Origin of the sequence: Seongchinamella unica, from assembly GCF_004354085.1 — a bacterium.
Classification (GTDB): Bacteria; Pseudomonadota; Gammaproteobacteria; order Pseudomonadales; family Halieaceae; genus Halioglobus; species Halioglobus unicus.
In genome coordinates this window covers 90486-117037 of record NZ_SMSE01000001.1, presented here as the reverse complement: position 1 = coordinate 117037, position 26552 = coordinate 90486, and the positions used below count along the sequence as shown (strand labels likewise).

21 protein-coding genes are annotated in these 26552 nt (G+C 60.7%); 13 read left to right on the top strand and 8 right to left on the bottom strand.

Features of this window, described 5'->3' with window-relative positions; all coding sequences use genetic code 11:
• Window positions 1-6 precede the first annotated feature (6 nt).
• Entirely contained in the window at window positions 7-477 is a 471-nt protein-coding gene (locus E2F43_RS00500) for a Z-ring associated ZapG family protein (protein ID WP_133208922.1), read from the bottom strand.
• Between the two features lie 144 nt (window positions 478-621).
• Between E2F43_RS00500 and zapE the strand changes: the two genes are divergently transcribed.
• The 11 genes from zapE (at window position 622) to E2F43_RS00445 (ending at window position 12933) form a co-directional block, all read left to right on the top strand.
• The gene (gene zapE, locus E2F43_RS00495; protein WP_133208921.1) at window positions 622-1722 is read left to right on the top strand and encodes a cell division protein ZapE; all 1101 of its coding nucleotides are present in this window, start codon (window positions 622-624) and stop codon (window positions 1720-1722) included.
• Window positions 1723-1876: 154 nt separating this feature from the next.
• Entirely contained in the window at window positions 1877-2305 is a 429-nt protein-coding gene (gene rplM, locus E2F43_RS00490) for a 50S ribosomal protein L13 (RefSeq protein ID WP_133208920.1), read from the top strand.
• Between the two features lie 12 nt (window positions 2306-2317).
• Window positions 2318-2710, top strand: a complete 393-nt coding sequence (gene rpsI / locus E2F43_RS00485; protein WP_133208919.1) for a 30S ribosomal protein S9 — start codon at window positions 2318-2320, stop codon at window positions 2708-2710.
• Window positions 2711-3055: 345 nt separating this feature from the next.
• On the top strand, window positions 3056-3652 hold the full coding sequence (gene petA, locus E2F43_RS00480) for a ubiquinol-cytochrome c reductase iron-sulfur subunit (protein WP_133208918.1): 597 nt from the start codon (window positions 3056-3058) through the stop codon (window positions 3650-3652).
• The gene (locus E2F43_RS00475; protein ID WP_133208917.1) at window positions 3652-5691 is read left to right on the top strand and encodes a ubiquinol-cytochrome c reductase; all 2040 of its coding nucleotides are present in this window, start codon (window positions 3652-3654) and stop codon (window positions 5689-5691) included. Before petA ends, E2F43_RS00475 begins: the two co-directional genes overlap by 1 nt.
• A 78-nt stretch (window positions 5692-5769) precedes the next feature.
• Complete coding sequence (locus E2F43_RS00470; RefSeq protein ID WP_133208916.1) at window positions 5770-6402, top strand: glutathione S-transferase N-terminal domain-containing protein; 633 nt, start codon at window positions 5770-5772, stop codon at window positions 6400-6402.
• Window positions 6403-6438: 36 nt separating this feature from the next.
• On the top strand, window positions 6439-6828 hold the full coding sequence (locus E2F43_RS00465) for a ClpXP protease specificity-enhancing factor (RefSeq protein WP_133208915.1): 390 nt from the start codon (window positions 6439-6441) through the stop codon (window positions 6826-6828).
• A gap of 188 nt (window positions 6829-7016) precedes the next feature.
• Window positions 7017-10499, top strand: coding sequence for a DNA polymerase III subunit alpha (gene dnaE / locus E2F43_RS00460; protein WP_133208914.1), 3483 nt, complete (start codon window positions 7017-7019; stop codon window positions 10497-10499).
• Complete coding sequence (locus E2F43_RS00455) at window positions 10489-10992, top strand: NUDIX hydrolase (RefSeq protein ID WP_133208913.1); 504 nt, start codon at window positions 10489-10491, stop codon at window positions 10990-10992. The genes dnaE and E2F43_RS00455 overlap by 11 nt, the downstream gene beginning before the upstream one ends.
• 40 nt (window positions 10993-11032) lie before the next feature.
• Window positions 11033-11323 (top strand): DUF1244 domain-containing protein, encoded by a 291-nt coding sequence (locus E2F43_RS00450; protein ID WP_133208912.1) that lies wholly within the window; start codon window positions 11033-11035, stop codon window positions 11321-11323.
• Between the two features lie 80 nt (window positions 11324-11403).
• Window positions 11404-12933: an arylsulfatase gene (locus tag E2F43_RS00445; RefSeq protein WP_133208911.1), complete on the top strand. Its 1530-nt coding sequence runs from the start codon at window positions 11404-11406 to the stop codon at window positions 12931-12933.
• A gap of 17 nt (window positions 12934-12950) precedes the next feature.
• Here the strand turns inward: E2F43_RS00445 and E2F43_RS00440 are convergent, their stop codons facing one another.
• The 7 genes from E2F43_RS00440 to E2F43_RS00410 form a co-directional block, all read right to left on the bottom strand.
• Complete coding sequence (locus E2F43_RS00440) at window positions 12951-16073, bottom strand: efflux RND transporter permease subunit (protein WP_133208910.1); 3123 nt, start codon at window positions 16071-16073, stop codon at window positions 12951-12953.
• Window positions 16070-17239, bottom strand: a complete 1170-nt coding sequence (locus E2F43_RS00435) for an efflux RND transporter periplasmic adaptor subunit (protein ID WP_133208909.1) — start codon at window positions 17237-17239, stop codon at window positions 16070-16072. Before E2F43_RS00435 ends, E2F43_RS00440 begins: the two co-directional genes overlap by 4 nt.
• Window positions 17240-17569: 330 nt before the next feature.
• Window positions 17570-18193 (bottom strand): DUF2894 domain-containing protein, encoded by a 624-nt coding sequence (locus E2F43_RS00430; protein WP_165954135.1) that lies wholly within the window; start codon window positions 18191-18193, stop codon window positions 17570-17572.
• Window positions 18186-18827 carry an OmpA family protein gene (locus E2F43_RS00425; protein ID WP_133208907.1) on the bottom strand — a complete coding sequence of 214 codons (642 nt, stop codon included), beginning with the start codon at window positions 18825-18827 and terminating at the stop codon, window positions 18186-18188. Before E2F43_RS00425 ends, E2F43_RS00430 begins: the two co-directional genes overlap by 8 nt.
• The gene (locus tag E2F43_RS00420; protein WP_133208906.1) at window positions 18827-20959 is read right to left on the bottom strand and encodes a coiled-coil domain-containing protein; all 2133 of its coding nucleotides are present in this window, start codon (window positions 20957-20959) and stop codon (window positions 18827-18829) included. The genes E2F43_RS00425 and E2F43_RS00420 overlap by 1 nt, the downstream gene beginning before the upstream one ends.
• The gene (locus tag E2F43_RS00415) at window positions 20949-21692 is read right to left on the bottom strand and encodes a DUF3348 family protein (RefSeq protein ID WP_133208905.1); all 744 of its coding nucleotides are present in this window, start codon (window positions 21690-21692) and stop codon (window positions 20949-20951) included. The genes E2F43_RS00420 and E2F43_RS00415 overlap by 11 nt, the downstream gene beginning before the upstream one ends.
• 512 nt (window positions 21693-22204) lie before the next feature.
• Window positions 22205-24718, bottom strand: coding sequence for a TonB-dependent receptor plug domain-containing protein (locus E2F43_RS00410; protein WP_133208904.1), 2514 nt, complete (start codon window positions 24716-24718; stop codon window positions 22205-22207).
• Window positions 24719-24916: 198 nt separating this feature from the next.
• Here E2F43_RS00410 and E2F43_RS00405 point away from each other — a divergent pair, with 198 nt between their 5' ends.
• Both E2F43_RS00405 and E2F43_RS00400 read left to right on the top strand, forming a co-directional pair.
• Window positions 24917-25558: a peroxiredoxin family protein gene (locus E2F43_RS00405; RefSeq protein ID WP_133208903.1), complete on the top strand. Its 642-nt coding sequence runs from the start codon at window positions 24917-24919 to the stop codon at window positions 25556-25558.
• A gap of 143 nt (window positions 25559-25701) precedes the next feature.
• Window positions 25702-26499, top strand: a complete 798-nt coding sequence (locus tag E2F43_RS00400) for a universal stress protein (RefSeq protein WP_133208902.1) — start codon at window positions 25702-25704, stop codon at window positions 26497-26499.
• The last annotated feature ends 53 nt before the right edge of the window (window positions 26500-26552 follow it).

The window sequence follows — 26552 nt, the reverse complement described above, 5'->3', positions numbered from 1 at the left end:
CCCGGTTCAGCCCCGCGGCGTCTCCACGGTTTTCGCCTCCGGCGCATTGCGATCCAGGCCGAATTCCTCGTTGAGCATACCCTTTTCGTCGGGCGACGTTTTGGGGGCATAGTCCAGTGGGGGCTGGATCACCGCCAGGTCGGCGGGAATCTCCGCCGGATCGGTGGGGTTCTGCAGCTTGTCGAGTACCACCGGGCCGTTACCGTGGCAAAGTTCCGCGGCGCCGTTGGCAAGGTGGTTGTGAACTTCGCGGTAGCTCTCGGTGAGATTGTTGAGTTTGCGGGCAGTTTCCGTGAAATGCTCAACCACCTCGTCCTCGTACCGTTTTTTGTCCTGCAACACCTGGTCCAGCTTGCGCTCCACTTCGCGATATTTCTGGCCGGCCGGCGAGCTGCGCCGCCCCAGCAGTGTGCCCAGGCCCAGTCCTGCGACGAGCCCGGCAATGGCCCCGACGATAACGATAGTCAAGCTGTACACGGTGTGTTCCTCTTACCGATGAGATGGGAAGTGGAGGGCAGTATACCCCGTATCCACGGGGCGCCATAGGGTAACGGTGTGGCGTTGCCATCTGCGGGGGCTGTGGTTAAAGTGTGGCGCCCGGATCCACCCACAGGAAACCAGATGCCTACACCCTGGCAGCGCTACCAGTCCGATCTCCAGCGGGAGGGGTTTTCCCATGACCCTGCCCAGGAGCAGGCGGTGCGTCTGTTGCAGGATTTGTACGAGCGCCTGCTGGCCCGTCACGGCAGCCGGGAGTCCGGGTTCGCCGCGCTGCTGAAAAAGTTTCGCAAACAGCCGCTGGAGCCGGAAGTCGGCCTCTACCTGTGGGGTGGCGTGGGCCGGGGAAAGACCTACCTGGTCGATAACTTCTATGACTGTCTGCCCTTTGAGCGCAAGTTGCGGGTTCACTTCCACCGCTTCATGCAGCGCGTCCACAGTGAACTGACTGAGCTGGAAGGGGTGGTCAATCCGCTGGAGCGGGTGGCCGACAGGCTGGCCGAGGAAGCCCTGGTGGTCTGTTTCGATGAGTTCTTTGTCACCGACATTGGTGATGCGATGATTCTGGGCGGCCTGATGCAAGCCCTGTTTGCCCGCGGCGTGACCCTGGTGGCCACCTCCAATATCATGCCTGAAAAGCTGTACGAGAACGGCCTGCAGCGCCAGCGTTTCCTGCCCGCCATCGCACTGGTGGAAAAGTATACCCGGGTCGTCAATGTGGATGCCGGTATCGACTATCGCCTGCGCACCCTGCAGCAGGCCGAGTTGTACCACTGCCCGCTGGATGAGGCCGCCGATATCAGCCTGCGGGAAAGCTTTGACGCCCTGGCGGTGGAGGCGGGAAAGCACTGGGAGCGCATCCAGATCAACGGCCGCTACCTGACGGTGCGCTGTCTTGCGGACGATGTGGCCTGGTTTGATTTTGGCGAGCTCTGCGATGGTCCGCGATCGCCAGCGGACTACATCGAGCTGGCGCGTATATTTCATGCGGTATTGCTCTCCGGTGTGCCGGAACTGGGCCCGGACCTGAACGATCAGGCGCGTCGCTTTATCAACCTGGTGGATGAATTCTACGACCGCAACGTCAAGCTGGTGATGGCCGCGGAAAAGCCCCTGCTGGAGCTCTACAGCGGCGGCAGCCTGGAGTTCGAGTTCCAGCGCACCCTGTCGCGCCTGCAGGAGATGCAGTCCCACGAATACCTGGCCCGCGAGCACCGCCCCTGAGGTGGCTCCGCAAAAGCGGTAATATTGCCATTCCGGCGGTCCCGGATCGCCGCGGTAAGTAGCGAAAATTATTCGTTTTTCCGCTTGAAAAGGGGTGGTCTGTTGGTTAGTATTCGCGCTCTCGAAATTGGAGCCCTCCAAGAGGCGGTTATTGATGAAAACTTATAGCGCTAAAGCCGAAGATGTGTCCCGCGACTGGTTCGTGGTCGACGCCTCTGACAAGACCCTGGGGCGCCTGGCCAGTGAAATTGCGCATCGTCTGCGCGGTAAGCACAAGCCCGAATACACCCCTCACGTGGACACCGGCGACTACATCGTCGTGATCAACGCTGAGAAAATACGTGTAACCGGCGCCAAGGCGACCGACAAGATTTACCACAGCCACACCGGATACCCCGGCGGCCTGAAATCAATTTCCTTCGAGAAATTGATCGACAAGGCCCCTGAGCGTGTTATCCAGGGTGCGGTCAAGGGCATGTTGCCGCGTAACCCGCTGGGTCGCGCCATGTTCAAAAAGCTGAAAGTGTACGCGGGTAACGAGCATCCCCACGCCGCACAGCAGCCTCAGGCACTGAACATTTAACGGATATTATCTATGTCAGCTACCCAATATTACGGAACCGGACGTCGCAAGACCTCCACCGCGCGTGTCTTTCTGCAGAATGGCGCGGGCAATATCACCATCAACAAGCGTCCGCTGGACCAGTATTTCGGTCGTGAAGTGGCGCGGATGATTGTGCGCCAGCCGCTGGAACTTGTTGAATTGAATGACAAATTCGACATCAACGTGACCGTTGCCGGTGGTGGCAGCTTCGGCCAGGCCGGTGCGATCCGCCACGGCATCACCCGTGCGCTGATGGAGTACGACGAGTCCCTGCGTCCGACCCTGCGCGGTGCCGGTTACGTCACCCGTGACGCCCGTGAGGTTGAACGGAAGAAGGTCGGCCTGCGCAAGGCGCGCAAGCGTCCCCAGTTCTCCAAGCGTTAAGCTGGAGGTGCCCCGGAACCGGGGTGTCAGGACAGAGTCAAAAACGTCCGCCCGAGTGCCGGGTGGGCGTTTTTTTATGCCCGTAAAGAGGGGCAGACCCTGCCCGCAAAGAGGGCCGGAACCTGCCTGGCAAAACGCACTGGGTGCGTGCTTGCAAGCGCTGGCGGTCCCTGTCCCGGATTTGCCATTGATTCAGTGCAAATTACCCCTCAAAAGTCTTTGGAATCAAGGCGTTTACCTTGTAACAAAGGGGTAAAATCATTAGTATTTGCACCATTTTGTGAGAAGCGGAATCCGGGGTGCCGAATCCAGGCCCCAGCCGCTTCAAGTCTAGGGGAGAAAAGCATGAGTAGCGATGGCGTAAATACCGGCAGGAGAAAGTTCCTGACGGCAGCCACCAGCGTGGTAGGCGTTGCCGGCGCAGTGGGCGTGGCGGTGCCTTTCCTGGGTTCCTGGAACCCGTCTGCCAAGGCCAAGGCCGCCGGTGCACCGGTGAAGGCTGATATCGGCAAGCTGGAGCCAGGCCAGATGATTGTGGTGGAGTGGCGCGGTAAGCCCGTCTATGTGATGCACCGCACCGCCGAGCAGGTCGCGGACCTGCCCAAGCTGGACGGCATGCTCAAGGATCCCAATTCCGAAATCTCCGACCAGCCCGCCTATATTTCCGATACCGGTCGCTCGATCAAGCCGGAAATCCTGGTGCTGGTGGGCTTGTGCACCCACCTGGGCTGCGCGCCAAAATTCCGCCCCGAAGTCGGTGCAGCCGATCTCGGTGGCGACGAGTGGCTGGGCGGGTTCTTCTGTCCCTGTCACGGTTCCAAGTTTGACCTTGCCGGTCGCGTGTACTCTGGTGTGCCGGCCTCTACCAACCTTGTGGTTCCCCCGTACTCTTTCGAGGGTGACAACGTGCTGGTAATCGGCGTGGATACGGAGGCGGCCTGATGAATAATATGCTGATTGGATTACGTGACTGGGTTGATGCCCGCCTGCCGATTATGCGGGCCTGGGACACCCACATGGGCAAGTACTACGCGCCCAAGAACTTCAATTTCTGGTACTTCTTCGGGGTCCTGTCCCTGCTGGTGCTGGTTAACCAGCTGCTGACCGGCATCTGGCTGACCATGAACTACACCCCCAGCGCCGAAGAAGCATTCGCTTCCGTGGAATACATCATGCGTGATGTGGATTACGGCTGGCTGTTGCGCTACATGCACTCCACGGGCGCCTCGGCGTTCTTCGTGGTGGTTTACCTGCATATGTTCCGCGCCCTGCTGTACGGCTCGTACAAAAAGCCCCGTGAGCTTATCTGGATCTTCGGCATGCTGATCTTCGTGGTGCTGATGGCCGAAGCCTTTGTCGGCTATGTGCTGCCCTGGGGCCAGATGTCCTACTGGGGCGCCCAGGTGATTATTTCCCTGTTTGGCGCGATTCCCGTGGTTGGCGAGGACATCGTCACCTGGATCCGCGGCGACTACCTGATCTCAGGCGCCACCCTGAACCGCTTCTTCGCCCTGCATGTGGTGGCCCTGCCCATCGTGCTGCTGGCGCTGGTGGTCCTGCACCTGCTGGCGCTGCACGAAGTCGGTTCCAACAACCCCGACGGTGTCGACATCAAGAAAAACAAGGATGACAACGGAGTGCCGCTGGATGGCGTTGCCTTCCATCCCTACTACACGGTTCACGACCTGCAGGCTATTGCGGTATTCCTGTTTATTTTCTGCGCGATAATTTTCTTCCTGCCGGAGATGGGCGGTTACTTCCTGGAGTTTGCCAACTTTGAAGAAGCCAACGGCCTGAAGACCCCCGATCACATCGCGCCGGTGTGGTATTTCACTCCGTTCTACTCTGTGTTGCGTGCCGTGCCAGACAAATTCTGGGGCTTTGTGTTCTTCGCCGCCTCCGTGGCTATTCCCTTCCTGTTGCCCTGGCTGGACCGCAGTCCGGTGAAGTCCTGGCGTTATCGTGGCAACATCACCAAGGTGATGCTGGTACTGTTCGTCGCCAGCTTCCTGATCCTCGGTGTGCTGGGTGTGAAGGCGCCAACGCCGGCGCGCACCTTCCTGGCCCAGATCTGCTCTGTGTTCTACTTCGCCTTCTTCCTGCTGATGCCCATCTGGACGTCACTGGACAAGACCAAGCCGGTGCCCGAACGTGTCACCATGGACGGCGGTATCGGCTTCTGGGGCAGTATGGGCGGCCTGGTGCTGATCCTGGCGCTGACCATTCTGCCGCTGAAGGCGGTGGGTGCTGAGTCCGCCTACAAGTGCGGTGCCATTCCCTGTGACGAGTTCAGCGCCGATCCGGCTGACAAGGCCTCGCTGCAGAACGGCGCCAAGCTGTATATGAACTACTGCATGGGCTGCCACTCGCTCAAGTACTCCCGCTACAACCGGGTGGCGGCTGACCTTGGCATTCCCGATGACATTATGGAAGCCAACCTGATGTTCGACCCGGGCGTCAAGATCGGTGAGCTGATGGACAACGCCATGGATGACCGTACGGCCAAGATCTGGTTCGGTGCAAACCCCCCCGACCTGACCCTGGTGTCCCGGGCGCGCCAGCCCGAGTGGCTGTATACCTACCTGCGCAATTTTTACCGTGACGACAGCCGCCCCTATGGCGTCAACAACCGGGTGTTCAAGGACGTGGGTATGCCCCACGTGATGCTTGAAGTGCAGGGAATGCAGGAGTGCGCCATGGGACCGGTCAAGGCGTCCAACGGTGGTGTGAAGCGTGACCCGCTGACCGGCGAGGATATTCTCGAAGACCCCTGTGGTAAGTTCAATATCACTACCGAAGGTAGCATGACCCCGGAAGAGTTTGACGGCGCCATGTACGATCTGACCAACTTCCTGGCCTATACCGCCGAGCCGATCGCTGCCGAGCGCGAGCGCATGGGTATTTTTGTGCTGTTGTTTATCACCTTGTTCTTCGTCTTTGCCTGGCTGCTTAATCGCGAGTACTGGAAAGACGTTCACTGATCCTGGCGGATCGGTCCCCGCAGCGTGGCGTGGCCACGCTGCTTTGTATTTTCAAGAAAATCAACTGAGGAATTTTCGATGGGTGTTGTGGCAAAGCGATCTTCTATGATCTTTTTTTCCGATCCAACCAGTCACTACAGTCACCGAGTACGCATTGTCCTCGCCGAGAAGGGCGTTACGGTCGACCTGATAGAAGCGGACTCCGCTCACCCTCCGGAAGAACTTTCGGAACTGAACCCCTACAACAGCCTGCCCACCCTGGTGGACCGTGACCTGGTGTTGTACGAGTCCAAGGTGATGATGGAATACCTGGACGAGCGCTTCCCGCATCCACCGCTGTTGCCGGTTTATCCGGTGGCCCGCGCCGAGAGCCGCCTGCTGATCCACCGCATAGAGAAAGACTGGTGTTCGCTGGTAGATTCAATACTGACGACCCGCAGTGACAACGTCATCAAGAAGGCGTCCAAAGAGCTGAAGGAGGGCATCACCGCGATCGCCCCGATCTTCGCCGAGAAGCCGTTCTTCATGAGCGAGGAATTTACCCTGGTGGACTGTTGTATCGCCCCCATCCTGTGGCGCCTGCCGTCGCTGGGTATCGATATCCGCTCTTCCAAGCAGACCAAGCCGTTGCTGGCTTACATGGACACACTGTTTGCCCGGGAATCCTTCCAGGAAAGCCTGTCTGAGCAGGAGCGGGAGATGCGCTCCTAGGCGAGCGCCCCTGCCGGCACGCGCATACGGATGTCCATGACTCCCAGTCGTCCCTACATCATGCGGGCACTCTATGAGTGGATCGTGGACAATGGCTGTACCCCCTATATTCTCGTCGATGCCGGCATCGACGATGTCATGGTGCCCGAGCAGTATGTGAAAGACGGGCAGATCGTGCTCAACATTTCCCCCACCGCGGTGGTGGATCTGAACATCTCCAATGACGCCGTCGCTTTCAACGGCCGCTTCGGTGGCGTGGCCACGGATATCTACGTGCCGGTTAACGCGGTGATCGGGATTTACGCCCGCGAGAATGGCCAGGGCATGGTTTTCGAGCCGGAAGAAGCCGGCGATATCCCCCCGGACGATGAACCGCCGGAACCGCCAAAGCCTGAGGGCAGGCCTTCACTGAAGATAGTGAAGTGATATCGGCCGGGTAACGCCCCGCACCCGTCATCCCTGATCTTTCTAGCGTCATCCCCGCGCAGGCCCTGGTCCGCCATCGCGGGATTCAGAGTCCCACACAGCCCGAAATCCGGAGCGTTCGCACCACCACCGACATCAGCACGGCATAGTTCTAGCCCCCGGGCAGGCTTCGGCGTTACACTTTCCCAATGACATCGTTTGTACATCTGCGCCTCCACTCTGAATTCTCCATCGTCGACGGGCTGGTTCGGCTGAAGCCGCTGATGAGCCGTGTTGCCGAACTTGGCATGCCGGCAGTGGCGGTAACGGATTTCTGCAATTTCTACGGCCTGGTCAAGGCGCACAAGGCCGCGGTTGCCGCCGGCGTCCAGCCTGTCTTTGGCGTGGACCTGAAAGTCCTGGATGCGGACGACCCCGAGCGCACCTACCCACTGTGCCTGCTGGCCATGAATGAGCGGGGCTACAAAAACCTGACCCTGTTGATTTCCCGCGCCTACACCGACGGCCAGTACCTGGGCGTACCCCATGTACAGAAGGTCTGGCTGGAGCAATGTGCCGACGGCGTTATCGCCCTCTCCGCGGGTGCCCAGGGCGATGTGGGACAGGCAATACTGGGTGAAAAGCCGGAGCTCGCCCGTGAGCGCGCGCGCTATTGGATGCAGTTATACCCGCAGCGCTATTACCTGGAACTGCACCGCACCGGCCGGGAAGGGGATGAGACTCACCTGCACGGTGCCGTCGCCCTGGCAGAGGAACTGCAGTGTCCCGTGGTTGCCACCAACGATGTGCGTTTCCTCGATGCTTCAGAGTTCGAGGCCCACGAGGCCCGGGTCTGTATTGGCGAGGGTCGAACCCTGGATGACCCCCGGCGTGCCCGGGCTTACACCGACCAACAATACCTGCGATCCCCGCAGGAGATGGCCGAGCTGTTCGCCGATATTCCCGAGGCGCTGGAAAACACGGTGCAGATCGCCCGCCGCTGCAACGTGGTGCTGGAACTGGGTAAGCCCTACCTGCCGGACTACCCGGTGCCGGACGGGCTGACCATGGACGAGTACTTCCGCCAGCTCTCCCACGAGGGCCTGGATGAGCGCCTTGCCTCCCTCTTTGATACCGGCGCCCCGGAATTCCCGGGCAGGCAAAAGCAATACCGGGAGCGTCTGGACTTCGAACTGGAGACCATCATCCAGATGGGTTTTCCGGGCTACTTCCTGATCGTGATGGACTTTATCCGCTGGGCCAAACAACACGACATCCCGGTGGGCCCGGGCCGTGGGTCCGGCGCCGGTTCGCTGGTGGCTTATGCGCTGCAGATCACCGACCTCGATCCGCTGCAGTACGATCTGCTGTTCGAGCGCTTTCTCAACCCGGAACGGGTGTCCATGCCCGACTTCGACGTTGATTTCTGTATGGAAAAGCGCGACCGGGTGATCGATTACGTGGCCGATACCTATGGCCGCGAGGCGGTGTCGCAGATCATTACCTTCGGCACCATGGCGGCCAAGGCGGTGGTCCGCGACGTGGCCCGGGTCCAGGGCAAGTCCTACGGTCTCGCCGACAAGCTGTCAAAAATGATTCCCTTTGAAGTGGGTATGACCCTCGACAAGGCACTGGAGCAGGAGGAGGCCCTGCGGGAATTCCTCGCCGAGGATGACCAGGCCCAGGAAATCTGGGACATGGCAGTACAACTGGAAGGCATTACCCGGGGGGTTGGCAAGCATGCCGGCGGCGTGGTCATCGCGCCCTCCAAACTGACGGACTTCTCGCCCCTGTTCTGTGATGAAACCGGTTCCGGCCTGGTCACCCAGTACGACAAGGGCGACGTGGAGGATGCCGGCCTGGTGAAGTTTGACTTCCTGGGCCTGCGCACGCTGACCATCATCGACTGGGCGGTGAAGATGATCAACCCGGCCCGGGAGCGGGCCGGGGAACCGCCGCTGGACATCATGCAGATCCCGCTGGATGACCAGCCCAGTTTCGAACTGCTCAAATCGGCCAAAACCACCGCAGTATTCCAGCTCGAATCCAGCGGTATGAAAGACCTCATCGAGCGCCTGCAACCGGACTGTTTCGAGGACATAGTCGCCCTGGTGGCGCTGTTTCGCCCCGGCCCCCTGCAGTCGGGCATGGTGGATAATTTCATCAACCGTAAACACGGCCGGGAGGAGCTCTCCTTTCCCGACAGCAGGTGGCAGCACGAGTGGCTCAAGCCGATACTGCAGCCCACCTACGGCATTATCCTGTACCAGGAGCAGGTGATGCAGATCGCCCAGGAACTGGCGGGTTATACGCTCGGTGGCGCAGATATGCTGCGCCGGGCCATGGGTAAAAAGAAACCCGAGGAGATGGCCAAGCAGCGGCAGATCTTCGAGGACGGCGCCAGGGCCAAGGGTGTCGATGGCGAACTGGCAATGAGAATCTTTGACCTGGTGGAAAAGTTCGCCGGTTATGGTTTCAACAAGTCCCACTCCGCGGCCTACGCCCTGGTGTCCTACCAGACCTGCTGGTTGAAGACCCACTACCCGGCGCCCTTCATGGCGGCGGTGATGAGCTCGGAACTGGACAATACCGACAAGATTGTGGTGCTTGTCGACGAGTGCAAGCGGATGAAGCTCGCGCTCAAGTTGCCCGATGTCAACGAGGGGCAATACATGTTCACGGTCAATGCCCGGGACGAGATTATTTATGGCCTTGGCGCCATCAAGGGCCTGGGTGAGGGGCCTATCGAGAGTATCCTGAAAACCCGTGAGGCGGATGGTCCTTTCAAGGACCTGTTTGATTTTTGCGCCCGAACCGATCCCCGCAAGGTCAACCGCAAGGCCATCGAGGCACTGATTCGCTCCGGCGCGCTGGACTCGCTGGGCGAGAGTCGCTGGGTACTCATGGCCGGCATGGAGGATGCGCTCAAGGCTGCCGAGCAGAGTGCCAGCAACCGCGATGCGGGCATCGATGACCTCTTTGGCGAGGTGGTGCCCAGCCGGGACAACGGCCATGACGACGTGTACGCGCCGTTCCGCAATGTCAGGCCCTGGACCGACAAGGAGCGCCTCGGTGGCGAGCGCGATACCCTGGGCCTGTATATCACCGGCCACCCGATCGACGAGTACAAGGCGGAAATCCGCAAGTTCTCTCCCAAACGGATTGTCGATGTACGCCCGGACAAGCAGGGCAACCAGGTGCTGGTGGGACTGATCATGGCGACCCGCACCATGAATACCCAGCGCGGGACAATGGCGGTACTCACCCTTGACGACAGTAGTGCACAGATAGAAGTCACCCTGTTTTCCGAGGTTTACTTGCAGTTTCGCGAGCTGCTGGTGAAGGACACCATCGTCATAGTCGAAGGCCGGGTGCAGCAGGACGATCGCAGCGGCAAGCCGGTATTGCGTGCCAGCGGGCTGCGCAGCATCGATGAAGCTCGCCAGAATTACGCCTCCCGGCTGACCCTGGAGGTCAGTGCTGAAAAAATTGATGAACGCTTCAGCACCCGGCTGCAGCAAATCCTGTCCGGCGCAGGGGGCGGTCGCTGCCCGGTGAGCATCGATTACCTGCAGGAGCACAACAGGGCGCGGGTGCACCTGAGCGAACGCTGGCGGGTGGTGCCCAGTGACGATTTACTCCAGGCCCTGCGCGATGAACTGGGGCACGAGCGGGTAGCGCTTGAGTACTAGCCCCATCAGGTCGCTGGCGCTGGCAGGGCTGGTGTTTGCCATCAGTGCCTGCAGCACCCGCGAGGAGCCTGCCTGCCCCTTCCAGGGCGAAGCGGATTTTGCCGTGTCGGCGGGTTGCCTGACGGTGGTGCACGGCCGGATGCTGGTGGTCGATTCGCGCAAGGGCGGGCTTACACCGCCGGGCGGGAAATCCCGGCAAGGAGAGTCCGCGCAGTGCGCGGCCCACCGCGAAACCCTGGAGGAAACCGGGCTGGACCTGATTCCCCGTCGCCTGGTTGCTGTTTTTGATACCGGGTTCCACCTGTACAGCTGCGAGATACACGCCCAGTCCGGACCGATTGACCCGGCTGTGCTGGAAGTGAAACGCGCCTTCTGGCTGGACATTGCCAGGATAGATGAAGTGCAGTGGCGCTATCCCGGACAGGGGGAAACCCTGAAGACCGTGCTCACCGAAGGGCCTGCCGCGGCCCTTTCCCCACCACCTGCCGACTGAACAATGCGTTCCGCTGGCGTCACATTCAAGGAGAATATCGATGTCTGAGAATGAAAAAATCGAAGCCGCCGTGTTTCGCCGGCTGCTGGAGCATCTGGACAGCCGCAAGGATGTCCAGAATATAGAATTGATGAACCTGGCGGGCTTTTGCCGCAACTGCCTCTCCAAGTGGTATATGGCGGCCGCAGAGGAAGCGGGCGTCAGTATCGACTACGACCAGGCCAGGGAACGGATATACGGTATGCCCTATGGCGACTGGAAAGCCCGCTACCAGAGCGGGGCAACGCCGGAACAGCTGGCGGCATTCGAGCGGAACAAACCGGCTGATTAGCTATACTTGAGGCCTGGGAAGGGACGGCTGATACTCAACCGCCTTTCGCCTGGAAATGACACAATAATGAGGAAAATGCGATGAAATCTTGTTCTCCACTGCTGCGCACTGGCCTGGTGCTGCTTGCCAGCCTGGCGTTCCCGGCCCTGGCGGCGGACAAGCCCAACATTTTGGTGTTCTGGGGCGACGATATCGGCATCACCAATATCAGCGCTTACAGTGATGGCATCATGGGCTACAGGACGCCCAACATCGACCGTATCGCCAGCGAGGGCATGCGTTTCACCGACTACTACGGTGACCAGAGCTGCACCGCCGGCCGTTCGAGTTTTATCACCGGCCAGACGCCGCTGCGCACGGGCCTGTCCAAAGTGGGCCTGCCCGGGGCGGAGCTGGGCATCACCGATCGGGATATTACCATAGCGGAGGTGTTGAAAACCCACGGCTATGCCACTGGCCAGTTCGGCAAGAATCACCTCGGAGACAAGGACGAGCACCTGCCGACCAATCACGGCTTCGATGAGTTTTTCGGCAATCTCTACCACCTGAACGCCGAGGAAGAGCCAGAGGATGTGGACTATCCCAAGGACCCGGCGTTTCGCAAAATGTTTGGTCCCCGGGGTGTGATCCGCTCCTCTGCAGACGGCCGCATAGAGGACACCGGGGCCCTGACCCGCAAGCGGATGGAAACCGCAGACGAGGAGTTTGTCGCTGCGGCCAAAAAGTTTGTCGACAAGTCGGTCAGGGCGGACAAGCCCTTCTTTGTCTGGGTCAACACCACGGGTATGCACTTTCGCACCCATCCCGCCCAGAAACACCTGGGTAAATCCGGGCAGGATTTTTATAACGACGTGATGGTAGCCCACGATGAGCTGGTGGGTGAAATGCTCGACCAGCTGGACGACCTGGGTATTGCCGACAATACCATTGTGTTCTATTCCACCGACAATGGCGTGCATTTCAATACCTGGCCCGACGCCGGTATCACGCCGTTCCGCAGCGAGAAAAATTCCAACTGGGAAGGCGCCTACCGGGTACCGGCGATGGTGCGCTGGCTGGGCAGGATAGCGCCGGGGCAGGTGTCCAACGAGATCATGTCCCATCTTGACTGGATGCCGACGCTGGTCGCCGCCGCCGGTGACCCGAATTTGAAGCAGGATCTTCTCAAGGGCAGGCGTGTCGGCAGCAAGTCGTCAAAACTGCATCTGGATGGTTACAATTTCCTGCCTTACCTGACCGGAGAAGTGGACAAGGGACCGCGGCAGGAATTTGTGTATCACAACGATGGCGGCATGCCCGTCTGCGTGCGACTCGGTGACTGGAAACTGGTGTACGCAGAAAACCGGGCGCAGACCATGGCCCTTTGGGCCGAGCCCGAGGTAACCCTGCGCCTGCCGAAGATATTCAACCTGCGGCGCGACCCCTTCGAGCGGGCTGACCACAATTCCAACACCTACTGGGACTGGGTCATCGACAAGGCGCCCCGGGTTTACCTGGGCAGTGCGGCAACGACTCGATACCTGCAGACTTTTGCCGAGTATCCTCCCAGCCAACGGCCCGATTCCTGGTCCATCGACAAGCTGACCGAGCAGTTCCTGCCGGAGAAGTGAGCCTTCCAGCGGGTACGTCAGGGGCCCTGGCGTACCTCGCCCTCCCTGGCGCCGAACAGGCGCTGCTTCAACCGGGCCCTGCCGTGGGCGAAATCACCGCCGATGGCGTACAGCGCCGGAACCATCAGCAGGGTTACAAACAGCGCGAACAGCACCCCGAAGGCCAGCGATAATACTGCCGGCTTGAGGAACTGGGCGTTGGTGGCTTTCTCCGACATGATGGGAATCAGGCCCACAAACGTGGTCACCGTGGTCAGGAGAATAGGGCGGAAACGGGTAACACCCGACTCGATAATAGCGTCCCGCAGCGGCTGACCCTGCTCCCGCAGTCGCCCGATATAGTCCACCAGCACCAGGTTGTCGTTCACCACCACACCCGCGGCGGCGCCAATACCGAACCAGGAGAACATTGCCATCGGCACGCCAAACAGCATGTGTCCGAATATGGCGCCCATAAAGCCGAAGGGTATGGCCGTCATGACCAGTAGCGGCAGCCAGTAGGAGTGGAAGGCGATGGCGATCAGGGTGTACATCATGAACAGGGCAATGGCGTAGAGCGCCAGTATCTCGCTGAAAAATTCCTCTTCCTCTTCCTGCTGGCCGCCCTTGAGTACCTCCAGTCCCGGGTAGCGTTGTTCCAGTTCCGGGATAAAGTTATCGGTGACATCCTTGGTGATGTCGCCCATCAGGTCGTGGTCCATATCTGCCCGAACCCGGATGAACCTCTCGCCGTCCCGGCGCTGGATACGCTGGGCGCCGTTGGACAGCTCCACCTCGACCACAGACAGTAGCGGCACTTCCCGGCCATCGGCGGTGCGTACCCGGAAGTTGTTCAGGCTGGACAGGTTGCGGCGCTGTTCAAGGGGGTACTTCACCATCACCTTTACGTCACCGTTGGAGCGTGGCAGTCGCTGCACCTCTTCGCCGTAGTATGCCTGGCGTACCTGCCGGGAGACATCGGCCAGGGTGATGCCCAGTTTTTCGGCGCCGGGGCGCAGGTTGAGTATGATTTCGTCGGTTTCGCCCCGTTGGCTGTCGCGGACAAAGAAGGTGCCATTGTAGGTGGACAGGTGTGCCTGCAGGTCGTGGGAGGCCAGGGCCAATTGTTCGGTGTCCCGGTGCTTCAGCAGGTAGGTGACGTCGGCATCGTTGTTGTTAATCGTGTACACCACCTCGATCTGCTCGGCGTCCGGAATATCACCCACCAGTTCGCGGAAGCGTTCCGCCGTCTGCTTGGCGGACATGTCCCGCACCTCGGGGGGAGCCAGTTTGACGATGGCAATGACGCTGTCGCGACGGGAGCGGGTGTACCAGCCCTCGATCAGTTTGCCGCTGCCCTCACCGGCAGCCGCTCGCTGGTCGACTTCCTCGATCAGTCGCCGCTCTGCGAGCTGTAACTGGTCGAGAATTTCCAGCGCCCGGGAATAGGGTGTGCCGTTGGGCAGGGTGACATTGATATAGATTTCCTCATTCTCAACCTGGGGCATGAAGTAGAATTTCACCCAGCCGCTGGTGAAAATACCCAGGCTGATCACAAAGGCGCCGGCGAACAGGCTGGCGGTCAGGTAGCGGTGCCTGACTGCCCAGTTGAGAATCGGCCGATAGGTGTTGTTGGCGAAATCGATAATACTGTGTTCGATCTTCTGCTGGGCTTTGGCCAGTCCGTGAAGTTCCTTGCGTGGCTCCAGGTGACCGAGATGGGCAGGAAGGATAAAGAAGGCCTCGATCAGCGAGATGGTCAGGGCCACGGTAATCACGATCGACAGCTGGCGGGTCATTTGCGCCGCCTCGCCACTGACGAACAGCCAGGGTGCGAAGGCGATCATGGTGGTCAGTACCGCGAAAATCACCGGCCGGGAGACGGCATAGGCGCCCTCCGTTGCCGAGCGGGCCCCGCCGCCGCTGATATGGGCGTGATGGTGGATGCTTTCGCCGACGACGATAGCGTCGTCCACCACAATGCCCAGCACCATCAGGAAGGCGAAGGAAGACATGACGTTCATGGACACGTCATTCACCGGCAACAGTGAGAACGTGCCGATGAAGGCCACCGCGATGCCCGCGGTCACCCACAGGGCCACCTTGGGCCGCAGTGACAGGATCAGCACGATAAACACCAGCACCAGACCGAGATACGCAGACTCTGCGATCAGGTCCATGCGTGCGGTGTAAATATCAGCCGTGTCGAACCACATGGTCAGCTCAACACCCTTGGGCAGGCGCGGTCGCACCTCTTCCATCCACTGGTGTACCGATTCGCTGGTTTTCACCACCTGCATGTTCTCGGTGGTGAGTGCCTGTAGCAGCACCGCGGGCTGGCCGTTCATCGTGGCGAGAATTTCCTGCTCCTCGAAGCCGTCGATGACGGTGGCCACGTCGCCCACGCGCACTACCGCGCCCTGGGGCGTCTGGCGAATCACAATACGCTCAAAGTCGGCCTGGGTATCCGCGAGGTTGCGGGCCCGCAGCTGGACATCGCCGGTTTCGGTGCGCACCCGTCCCGAGGACAGGTTGATGGAATTGCTGCGTATGGCGTTGGCCACATCCTCAAAGGTCAGGCCGAAGCGGCGCATGGCCGACTCCGAAAGCTCCACTGTCACCTCTTCCTTGCGAATGCCGAAGAGATTGATGGTGGCGACGTAGGGCAGGGCGGCCATCTCGTCTTTCAGATCTTCTGCCAGTCGGGTCAGCTGGCGTTCGCCGAGATCGCCGTGCACCGCGACCCGGATCATTTCGTCCCGGAACTGGCGGCGCTGCACTCGCGGTGGTTCGATATCACGCGGCAGGGAGGTCACCGCGTCGACGGCGCTCTTCACTTCATTGATGAAGTCGTTGATATCAACGTTGGGGTAGGTCGAAACATTGATTTCGGCAGCCCCCTCCGTGGCTGTCGAGTAATAGTGGTAAACCTGGTCGACGTTTTCCAGCGATTGCTCGATGCGGGAAATAACCTGCTCTTCTACCTCCTGGGGGTTGGCTCCCGGCCATACCACGGTAATCGACGCCTGGTTGATTTTGATGTTTGGGAACGCCTCTTTCTCCATGGACAGCATGCCCAGCACCCCGGACAGCAGAATACCCACCATCAGCAGGTTTGCCGCGACGGGATTGTGCACCCACCAGGCGATGATCTTTTTCATGGTGTCGCTTCTTCCGCGTCCACGGCCACCAGGGCCATGCCTTCTACAGGATTGCGAATAGCCGAGGTAATGACCCGTTCGCCAGGCTCGAGGCCCGCACTGATGATTGCCCGTTCAGTGCTGGCGTGAGCCACGGTGACGCCGCGAATTTCCAGCCTGTCCTCTCCGTTGATCAGGTAGACCATATTGCCGGCGCGTAATGCCGATGCCGGGATAGTCATGGCTGAAGGGAGATACCTGCCCTCGATACGGGCATCCACAAACAGGCCCACTGCCAGCGGCATGCCAGAGGCGGAAGCGGCTGAGCCGTAGGGATCGGCCACCTCCGCGATGGCGTAGAGCATACGTGTGTCGGCGTCTACGGAGGCGTCGAGGCGCACCAGCTTACCCTGCCACTGGTGAATTTCTCCGGCGACCTGGGCGCTGAAGGTCACTGGCAGGCCGCCGCCTGCGGGGGCGATGTAACCAATGGGCAGGCCCAGTGACGCCAGTTGCTGATTGTTCAGGGGCAGGCGGACCTCGACCAGCTCGGTGCCGAATACTTTGCCCAGCACTGTGCCCGGGGTGATGAACTGGCCGATGTGTACGCGGGTGCTCGCCACCCGGCCGGCGAATGGCAAGGTGAAGCGGGTGCGTTCCAGGTCCAGTTCCGCCTGCTCCAGGCTGGCTCTCGCCGCCTCGCGCAGCGCCCGTGCCTGGGCAACCTGCGGTTTTTTCAGTGCCAGGTCAGAGGCGTTGGGATCATTGCGCAGCTGTTTCCGGGCCACGTCCTGGTCGGCGAGTGCCTGCTGCACCGCAAGTTCAGCGTCAGCCATGCGTGAGCGGGCCTGGCTCAGCGCCAGCCGGTAATCGGCGTCTTCAACCTGCAGCAGCGGAACGCCGGGCTCAATGCGTCCGCCCTCGACAAACTCCGGGGAAACACTGACAACCCTGCCCCCCACCTGGGAGACCAGGTCTATTTCGGTGCGTGAGCGCACTTCTCCCTGGGTGATGACTTCCAGCGCGGTGGCCTGCTGGCTCACGCCGGTGGTATAGACCGATGTGGGTCGCGGGCCATCACTGTTTTTCTCCGGTTCCGGGCGCGTTGCCTGGAGCAGGGCGTAAGCTCCCGCAGAGACAGCGATGACAACAACAGGGGCCAGTATTTTTACCAACTTTTTCGTCATGGAGGCACTCTGAACCGGTGGATTGTTTAGCGCTTATCCCGTTAGGACGATTATCGGCATCCGGGCATCAAGGCGATTGCCAAATAGTAACAATATTCCTGCCGGAACCGGCCAGTCTGCGACAGAACGCCACATTTTCAGGACGGGACGAAACCACCCGGCCGCGTGCCACTTGGGCCGACAGGGGAATCCGCTTGCGGCCTTCGGACGGTTCTTGAACCGGTTTTGCCAGTGTTGATCGAAGACAGCGTGCAGACTCTGTCAGGCACCCCGTGGGCGAGCACTGACCAGCCGCAGACAACAGGAATCAGGATTCCACGCTGAATTGACTCAGCGCTTGCCACCGCGCTCGGCCCGCTCCAGCCAGAACAGCGTGTCGATATAGCTGACAAAGCGGCTGAGGTAATGCGGAGAGAGCTCGCGCATGGTTTCCAGCGACCGGGTTGCCAGGCGCTGTGGGTTCAGCGGTCCAGCGGCCTCCGGGACTTCCGCTAGGGCCTGCTGGACGACCTTGTCGGCATTGAGCTGCACCATGGCCGAGTGAAAGCGACGCGCGGCTTTCAATTCCTCCCGGTGTCCCGGGGAGTTTCGTCTCCCGGGGTTTGTCTGTTGCGCGAAGCTGTCTGCCAACGCCAGTTCCTGCTGGCGCAGGACCGCTTCCAGGGGCGCTGCCCGAGGGTCATCTTCATTGCGCTGCAGATCCTCCAGCAGCAGGTTCAGTTCATGCAGCGGCTTGTTGCTGTTGCGCCCGGACGTTGTCGGGACGGGACGTTCGCGCAAGTGCTGGCGGTAGGCAGCCATGGCGCTTCGTGCCTTGTTTTCCAGTACCCGGGCGACCCTGCCCGGCCGCTGCTGCGCCCTCAGCAACAGGCTTTCGATGTATCTCAGCCGCACCGGGTCAGCGCCTTCCCCCGCCGTTTTCAGGGCTGTCAACTCAGCCCGCAGCTCAGTCACCGGCGCTATCCTCGCTTGAGGCCCGCGGAACCGGCGCCATTTCCACCCGCCGGTTGCGGGAGCGGCTGGCGTTGTCGGTATTGGCGACCACCGGCTGCTGGGCGCCGAATGCGGCCGCGAAGACCCTCCCCGGATCCATTCCCTCGGCAATCAGTGCCCGGGTCACTGTCAGTGCCCGTTGCGCCGAGAGCTCCCAGTTGTCGTCAAACTGGAGGTTGCCGTCCTGGATGGGAAGGTCATCGGTGAATCCGCTGACCATCAGCAGTTCGTCCTGCTCCGAGAGGTACAGCGTGAGCGGCGGTACCAGGCTGCGCAGCAATTGCCGTCCTTGGTCCTGGAGCTGGGAGGAATTGAGGGCGAACAGCACACTGCCACTGATACCAATGCGGCCGTCGCGCAGGGTGATTCGCCCACTGGCCAGCGGCGCAGCCAGGGCCTGTTCCAGTACCATGCGTCGATCCTGCTCCGCCTCCCGGCGGGTGACCTCCTGCTGCAGTGACTGTGAGAGTTCCACCTGGTAGCCCAGTACCCACACCAGGATGAGGACGAACACACCGACCAGGGCGGACATCAGGTCGCCGAAAATCGCCCAGACCGGGGTCTCGTCCGCCAGTTCTGATTGCAGGTCTTCCATCAGCTCGCCTCGGCGGCGAACAGGTCGCCGGTCTGGCCCAGGCGCCGCAGTTCCTCGATGATTTCGCGCTGGGACAACATGCTCTGGTCGATGATTTCCCTGGCCTGGGCCACGTAGTAGCTCATCTGTTCGTCTGAGCGCTCGGTGGTCTTTTCCATGGATTCCTCAATGCGTCCCAGGTTTTCCATCAGCTGGTTGTTGGATTCGCTGAACAGTTGTACCGCCAGGCTGAAAGACTCACCCAGGCTGGCAATATCCGCCGCGCTGCCCGCCGCGTTGGCGGTGATCTCGGCGAGCTTGTCAGACTCTGATTCCAGCTGTTCACGGAACCGGGTGGAGACACCGGCCATGAGCTCGCCCGAGGAATTGACCAGTTCTGCAATGGCCGCCTGCTGTGCTGCTGCCGACTCACGCAGTCCGCTGGAAAGCGTGGCGAGATCCTCGAGGATTTGCTGGCGCTCTTGCAGCAACTGGTTGTCCCGCTCCATGCTGTTGCTGACTTCCGCCCGCAATTGGCCGATAACCTCGGCCGCCGCACGTGGTGTCTCTGCGGCGGTGGCAATCAGTTCGCTCATCGGTTGCTGCAATTCGCGTCCCAGGCCTGCCAGTTGCTCGGCAGCCGCCTTTTCCAGCGAGCCGAGACCCTCGACAGTGCGGCTTTGCAGGGTCGACACACCCTCGCTCACCGAGGCATTGAGTTGCTCCAGGGAACGGGCCGCGGAACCCTGCAGCTGCTCCAGACCGCTGCTGGTGGCCCGGTGAAGTTCGGCGAATCTGTCGCTGGTATCGCTGTGCAGCTCGGCCAGGCGCTCGGCCGTGTCGCTCTGGGTGCTGGCCAGTTGGCCGGCGGTGGCCTGCTGTAACTGCTGCAGTTGCTCGGCGGTGATTTCTTGCAATCTTGCAAGTTCGCTGGTGGTATCGGCCCGCGTCTGTGCCAGTTGCTCGCTGGAGCTGGCCTGCAGGCTCTGCAGCTGGTTGGCCGAGTTGTGCTGGATTTCTGCCAGGCGCAGGGCAAGTTTTTCTTCCCGCCGGGCTTCTTCCTGCCGCAACTGTCCCAGCTCGTCGCGCAGGGTAGCGGTCAGGTCTGCTATCTCCTCGTGCAGTGACGTGGTGATGGCTTCCATCCGCCTGCCTTGCTCTGCCAGCCAGTCCGCCTCCCGGTCGGCCCGGCTCTGCAGCAGGTTCTCGGTGACTTCCAGCAGTTTATCCTGGGTGGCCCCGGCCTGTGCTGACAGGCTCGCCATGGCGGTTTCCACCGCCGGGGCAATGCTTTCGCCGGCCAGCCTGCCGCTTGCGGTCAAGGTGTCGATCAGCGACTGTTGCACCGAGCTGGCCAGCTGCTGGTATTGCTGAGCGGTCTGCTGGTGAAACTGCTGCTGGTTGTCCAGCAAGCGGTCGCTGAGCTGCTGGCCCATACGATCCAGTTCGCCCGCCATGTTGCCCAGGGTCTGTGCCACCTCCGGCAGGGCCTGCGCCTGGTTCTGCATGGCCAGGTAGGTCTGCTGACGGTTGTAGTGCAGTGAATAGTGGCGCAAAGGTCCGGCAATGCAGCGGTCCAGTTCGCGGGTAACCAGCATGCGCTCGCGGCGGCTCAGGGTAGAGTTGAGTCCGAGCATGGCCGAGGCGGCGATACCGGCGACAGAGGTGCCAAAGGCCAGGCTCAGGCCCTCGATGGGCGCGGCCAGTCCGGCACGGATCGCCTCCAGCTCGCTGCTCCCCTGCAGCGCGCTCACCGCCCCCTGCAGCGTGTCAACCATACCGATAAAGGTGCCCAGCAGGCCAAGCATGACCAGCAGGCCAACAAGATAGGGAGTGAACACCGGCGCGGGCAAGCCGGTTTTTTCACCCTCGACACGCTGGTTGACCGAGGTGCGCAGGGCGGGCGGCAGGGTTTCCAGCCACTGCCGCAGGGAAAAATCATCGCCTTCGCTCACCCGAGCCAGGGCCTCGGCAAGCTGGCCGGTGGCGCGCCGGAACCGGCTCAGCTCCGTCAGTCCCAGGGTGTAGACACAGCCGATAATCACAGTCACCAGCAGGGCCAGCGGATTGGCGCCAATAAAGCCCAGTCCCACCCAGGTAATGGCCAGGGCGCCCAGCAGTGCGGCGGTGATAAACAACAGCTTAGTCTTCATCTTTGATCTCTTCGTTGAGTGCTTCAATCAATCCGAGTGCGGGCAGCAGGCGGGCTTCGATTTCTGCCAGCAGCAGGCCCTGGGCCTCCCGGCGATATTGCTCGCGGGTTTCCAGCCAGGCCGCCTGTGGCTCGATGTCGGTGTCCAGGTGCTGCTGGTACTGGTCGTAAAGGAAGGCCAGGCGCTGGCCCAGCAGTTTGGCGGTTGCCGACAGGTAACGCCTGGAATGGCTCGCCAGGGCATCCGCGAGGGCCTCGTCGATGGCGCAAATGCGCGCCAGGTTAACCGACAGCGGTGCGATTGCCGAGCGGGTGCGCAGGTGCAGGCCACGAATCTTGCTGTCGATATCGCCCTGTTGCTGCTGGTAAAACCTGAGATAGGGCGCAGTGGCAGTGTCGGCCCCCGCCGGGACGGTGTCATCCGCCGGCCATTTCAGGCGACTGGGTCCCGAGCCGGGGAAAAAGCTGCGCATGGCAGCCTGCACGATCGTGCTGCGGGCCCGCAGGAATTCGCGGGTAATGCCTTCGCGAAACTCGCCGGCATCCTCGTTTTCCACTTTCAGGGCACGCGCGTGGGCCTCCGACAGGGTGATGGAATCGGAGAAATCGATCAGCTGTCCCAGGCGTTCCGTGAACTGCCGGTGGGACACCTGCGTGTCGCTGACGGACAAATCGGTTAAAAACCGCACGAGTCGTGAGCTGCCCAGTGACACCTGGGGAAGGGCTTGGGTCATTGACTACTTATTGGTGTTGCGGAGACTGGCCGCAGCCTGCGGCCCGGGCGGCTATTATCCCGGTTGCGCAGCAGGATTCAAGCACAACTACCGCTATCGCGGGCTTCTCGCCAGAGTCGTCTGGACACCGGGCGGGCCGCGGGGCCGTTGAGCGCAGCGTTGGTTGAATATTGACCGATTCGGGCGCGCCAGCCCACGCCTTATCGCTGCACCGGGAGGTTGCTTCGGCGTTGTTGGCATAATCTTTGCTGCTGGCAAGGGCCATTCCAACGCAAAGGTTGCATGCGATTCAGGCGCGGATCGCAGATCACCTCATCCGCGGCCCGTGTAACGGCCGGCTGGATTTCCGCCGGGCAGGCCAGGGCGCACTGGTGACCCCGGGAACGGTGATCACCAACGTCGAGGATATCAGCAAAATCAAACTGGACTTTGCGATACCTGGACAGGCTTGCCTGAGGCAGGAAAAGAAAAACGGGAGCCGAAGCTCCCGTTTTTACCGACCGGATCAGCGATTAAAAATCGTAAATCAGGCGGGTGTAGACGAAGCGGCCGTTGAAGCCACCCGGTGCCCACTGGCTGTACTGGTTGCCGACACCAGCAGCAGCATTGGGGTTTTTGTCCGGGGTTTCGTCGGTGATGTTGTTGGAGCCGACCACCAGTGAGATACCGGCGTCGAAGGTGTATCCCACTTCCGCATCGAACAGGCCGTAACCGTCGTAGGTCAGGGTGTCCTCGGAGTCATACCAGTCGTCGTAGTAGCTGTAGCGGGCCATGAAACGCCAGTTGTTCATGGTGTGGTTGGCCATCAGGTTCCAGCGAGTCTCCGGCAGGGCTTCCTCCAGTTCCTGGATACGCACGTCATCGATGATGCCGGGCACGAAGTCTTCAACCGACGTCTCGGTCTGGTTATAGGCGAGGTTGAAGTTGGTGACGCCGACACTGGAGTCCAGCATGTAGGTCGCCACCACATCGAAGCCTTCGGTGTTGGTTTCGATACCGTTGGTGAAGAAGCGGAAAGTCTGCAGGCTGTTGGCGCCCGCGACACCTGCGTCAATCAGCGCCTGGCGTTCAGCCTCGGTGAGGACGAAGTTCTGTGAAACACCCAGGCGGTCTTCCAGGTCGATGTTGAAATAGTCGACGGTAACGCTGAAGTCACCCAGCTGCCAGATCACACCGGCGGTATAGTTGGTTGACTCCTCCGGGTCCAGGTCCTTGCCTCCGCGCAGGGCGGCCACAGTGCTGGAGGCAGGAATGGTGCCGTTGTTTTCCAACTCGTTGGTGGCGAGATTGAACTCGGTGGATACGTTATAGGCATTGGACTGGCCGGGGGTGGGAGCCCGGAAGCCAGTGCTGTAAGTGCCCCGTACCGCGAGGCTGTCGACAATCTGCCAGTGTGCGGCGATTTTGCCGTTGGTGGTGGTGCCGAAGTCGTCAAAATCCTCCCAGCGCAGGGCCGCGGCCACCAGCAGACTGTCGGTCACGTCGGCCTCGAAGTCGACGTAGGCGGCAATGTTGGAGCGGCTCCAGTCACCCTCGGCAATCGGGCCAAAGCCCGGGAAACCGTTGGAAGCGGCGGAGAAGCCCTGGTCCGCCAGGGGGCCGACGGTCCACGAGGCCTCATCGCCAATGCCGATTTCGAACTCCTCATCACGCCATTCGAAACCACCGGCGATGTTGAGGTCGGAGGCGAAGAAACTGACCTCAACCGGGTAGGACAGGTCGACGTTGAAGTTCTTCTCGAACTGGGAGTACGAACCCGGGTCGAACTCGGTAGGTGAGGCTGAGCCCAGGGAGGCGTTCACCGTGTTAACAATGAAATAGTCTGCCTCGTTATAGCCAACTCCGGCGCTCACATCCCAGGCCAGGCCGTTGTCCGCAGTGCCGCGAACACCGGTGACCAGGGAGACGTCCTCGGTGTCAGCACCGAAGTTCGGGGTGAAACCGCCGGGGAAGTCTTCGTTGAACACGTAGCAGTTGGGATCAGCAATGACGGCTTCCAGGCCGGCTGTATCCGAGGGATCCAGGTCAGTGGGGCAGTTGCCGGACATGTCGCCGGTCTCGTCACCGACCAGGCGCTTGCCGTCGCCACCGGCGAACACCGCCTCGCGGGTATCGGGGTTACGGAAGTAGAAACCGCCGGTGACGGTCTTGGACGCGTAGTTACCGAAGGCATACCACTCCTTGCTGCTGTCCAGGGCAAGGCCCATGTTGAAGAAGGTTTTCAGGTCTTCCTCGATTTCCGGGTTACCCCAGATCTGCGCCGGATTTTTCACCTCGGTATTACCGCCGGCAATCAGGGCGGCGGCGTCGTCACGCTGGACGCTGCGGCTGGTGGGATCGGCTTCGCCGTATTCAAAGCTGGCGTTGAAGAAGCCTTCCGAGGTGAAGGGCAGGCCGATGTTGCCCGCGACGGACCACAGGGCCTCATCGCTTTCTTCGGTGTATTCGCCGTACTTGGCTTCTATGCTGCCACCCTCGGCATAGTCCTTGAGGATGAAGTTGACGATACCGGCGATCGCGTCGGAACCGTACTGGGCGGCGGCGCCGTCACGCAGCACTTCCACCTGTTTCACGGCAATGGAGGGGATAACCGAGATATCGGGCCCCTGGGCACCGTCGTTAACGCCATTGCCGAGCCAGGAAATCACGGCTGCACGGTGGCGACGCTTGCTGTTGACCAACACCAGGGTGTGGTCCGATGCCAGGCCGCGCATGTTGGCCGGGCGAACAACGGTTGCCGCGTCAGAAATCGGCTGGTTGTTGACGTTGTAGGAAGGAACCGAGTTGCGCAGCAGGGTGGTCATGTCGCTGGCGCCCTGGTTGCGGAATTCCTCGCCACCGATGACATCGATGGGGGCGGCGGAGTCGAAGACCGAGCGCGCCTCGCGGCGGGTACCGGTAACGACCACTTCCTCGAGCTGGTCTGCGCCACTCTGGGCATGGGTAAGTTGGCTGTAACCTGCGGTAAAGGCCACCTGGGCGGAAACCGCCAGGGCCAGGATTTTTGGGCTGAATCTTTTGTTCATAACACCTATTCCCTCTATGTATTTTTTGATTTGTTGGGTCCGTATTCCCGCCTCTTTATGGGTGGGCGCTGGTCGGACGTACCTGTTTTTTCTGGCACACGGGTTAACTTATGCGTCTGAGGCCCGCAGTTGAAAGGTTAATAGTGGTAATATTTCTCAGGTCCGCTTGCCGATATTTTTCGTAGGTGATTGTTTTACATGAAAAAACTTCTGATATTTCTGTCCGTTATGGCACTCCTGGCGGTAGCGATATACGTGTTTCGCGCCCCGCTGAAAGAAATGGCCTACGACGAGGTCACCCGCGACATGTTTGTGGTGGTGGATAATGACGCCTTCGACCCGGGGCCTGCCATCGGCTCCAACTTTCCCGGTGTCACCGCGACCTGGCAGGGCCGGCAGGTGCGCCTGCTGGATGAATTTGCCGGTGACCGGGGTACGGTGTTCGTCGCCACCCGCTCAGCCGACTGGTGCCCCTACTGCATGAAGCAGATGATCCAGTTGCAGGAACACAAGGCCGCCTACGATGAGGCGGGTATCGGGATTGTGGCCATGACCTACGATGAACCGGTATTGCAGCAGGCATTTATCGACAAGTGGGGCATCGAGTATCCTGTTCTGCACGACGTGGACACCCTGAGCTTCAAGACGCTGGGCATTCTCAACAAGTCCTACCAGCCGGGGGATGATGCCTACGGGATTCCCTATCCCGGCACCATTATCGTCAATCCGGAGGGTGTTGTGGTCGGCAAGCTGTTCCTCGAGGCCTACAGTGTCCGGGTGGACGCCCTGTCCGCGCTGGACTATGCCCTGGAGGCTCTCGGCCTGGCCGAGCAGGATTAGCCCGGCCCCGAGGTCCCAACCAGCCCCCTGATTGAGGCCCCGATATAGCCCTGCCTGCTGCAATCTTGATCCGGGTCATGTCGCGCACTGAATCCGGATAGCACACTGACGCTTCCCCGTACCTGGAAAGGCGCTATAACAAGATGGTACTTAACAAGATATTTGTCATTATTGATCCCACCGTTGAGGCCCAGCCGGCCTTCGAGCGAGCCCTGCAGTCAGCCCGGATGACCGGAACGCGATTACATCTCTACGCCTGTGTCAGCGATATGGGGGCAGGCGATGTCGTTGCGACCGAAGTAAAGGCCATCGGCAAACGCCTGGACCTGTTTTTGCAACGCTGCCAGGATGCGGGCGTAGAGGCGGTGCCGGAAGTGGAATGCGGTGGTGACTGGAGCCAGTCGGCCGTGCGGGCCGCTGCCCGCTGTTCCGCCTCGATGATCTTCAAGAACTCCTTTGAACACAGCGATGTGCAGCGAGAGTTGCGCCCGACATCCGATTTTACGCTACTGCGTTTCTCCCCCTGTCCCGTACTGCTGGTCAAAAATATCCGCGACTGGCAGCACCGGCGGGTATTGGCGGCGATAAACAGCGAGTCAACAGACGCGGCGCACATCAAGCTCAACCATCTTATTATCAGTTTTACCCAGAACCTGACTGAGGCCTATGGGTCCGATGCCCATTTCGTTACCGCCTACCACGACAGCAATCACCCTCCCGATCCCGAGCAATTGGCCGGTACCTGCGGTGCGCCACCAGAGCACGTGCACGTGGTGAAAGGTGCGCCCGCACCTGTGATCAGTGAACTGGCGGATAGCATCAAGGCCGACCTGATCATCATCGGAACCGTGGGGCGCGACGGCATCAAGGGTCGGGTGGTGGGTAACACCGCCGAGAAGGTGCTCGATCACACTGGCGCGGACGTGCTGGTGATTAACTGAGTTGACTGGTCCCCACCACGGAGATTGAGTCCCCAGGGGCTATCTGCTTTACT

Coding starts and splice junctions, on each gene's coding strand:
- zapE (WP_133208921.1), top strand. CDS start 622: ATGCCTACACCCTGGCAGCGCTACCAGTCCGATCTCCAGCGGGAGGGG.
- rplM (WP_133208920.1), top strand. CDS start 1,877: ATGAAAACTTATAGCGCTAAAGCCGAAGATGTGTCCCGCGACTGGTTC.
- rpsI (WP_133208919.1), top strand. CDS start 2,318: ATGTCAGCTACCCAATATTACGGAACCGGACGTCGCAAGACCTCCACC.
- petA (WP_133208918.1), top strand. CDS start 3,056: ATGAGTAGCGATGGCGTAAATACCGGCAGGAGAAAGTTCCTGACGGCA.
- E2F43_RS00475 (WP_133208917.1), top strand. CDS start 3,652: ATGAATAATATGCTGATTGGATTACGTGACTGGGTTGATGCCCGCCTG.
- E2F43_RS00470 (WP_133208916.1), top strand. CDS start 5,770: ATGGGTGTTGTGGCAAAGCGATCTTCTATGATCTTTTTTTCCGATCCA.
- E2F43_RS00465 (WP_133208915.1), top strand. CDS start 6,439: ATGACTCCCAGTCGTCCCTACATCATGCGGGCACTCTATGAGTGGATC.
- dnaE (WP_133208914.1), top strand. CDS start 7,017: ATGACATCGTTTGTACATCTGCGCCTCCACTCTGAATTCTCCATCGTC.
- E2F43_RS00450 (WP_133208912.1), top strand. CDS start 11,033: ATGTCTGAGAATGAAAAAATCGAAGCCGCCGTGTTTCGCCGGCTGCTG.
- E2F43_RS00445 (WP_133208911.1), top strand. CDS start 11,404: ATGAAATCTTGTTCTCCACTGCTGCGCACTGGCCTGGTGCTGCTTGCC.
- E2F43_RS00440 (WP_133208910.1), bottom strand. CDS start 16,073: ATGAAAAAGATCATCGCCTGGTGGGTGCACAATCCCGTCGCGGCAAAC.
- E2F43_RS00435 (WP_133208909.1), bottom strand. CDS start 17,239: ATGACGAAAAAGTTGGTAAAAATACTGGCCCCTGTTGTTGTCATCGCT.
- E2F43_RS00425 (WP_133208907.1), bottom strand. CDS start 18,827: ATGGAAGACCTGCAATCAGAACTGGCGGACGAGACCCCGGTCTGGGCG.
- E2F43_RS00420 (WP_133208906.1), bottom strand. CDS start 20,959: ATGAAGACTAAGCTGTTGTTTATCACCGCCGCACTGCTGGGCGCCCTG.
- E2F43_RS00415 (WP_133208905.1), bottom strand. CDS start 21,692: ATGACCCAAGCCCTTCCCCAGGTGTCACTGGGCAGCTCACGACTCGTG.
- E2F43_RS00410 (WP_133208904.1), bottom strand. CDS start 24,718: ATGAACAAAAGATTCAGCCCAAAAATCCTGGCCCTGGCGGTTTCCGCC.
- E2F43_RS00405 (WP_133208903.1), top strand. CDS start 24,917: ATGAAAAAACTTCTGATATTTCTGTCCGTTATGGCACTCCTGGCGGTA.
- E2F43_RS00400 (WP_133208902.1), top strand. CDS start 25,702: ATGGTACTTAACAAGATATTTGTCATTATTGATCCCACCGTTGAGGCC.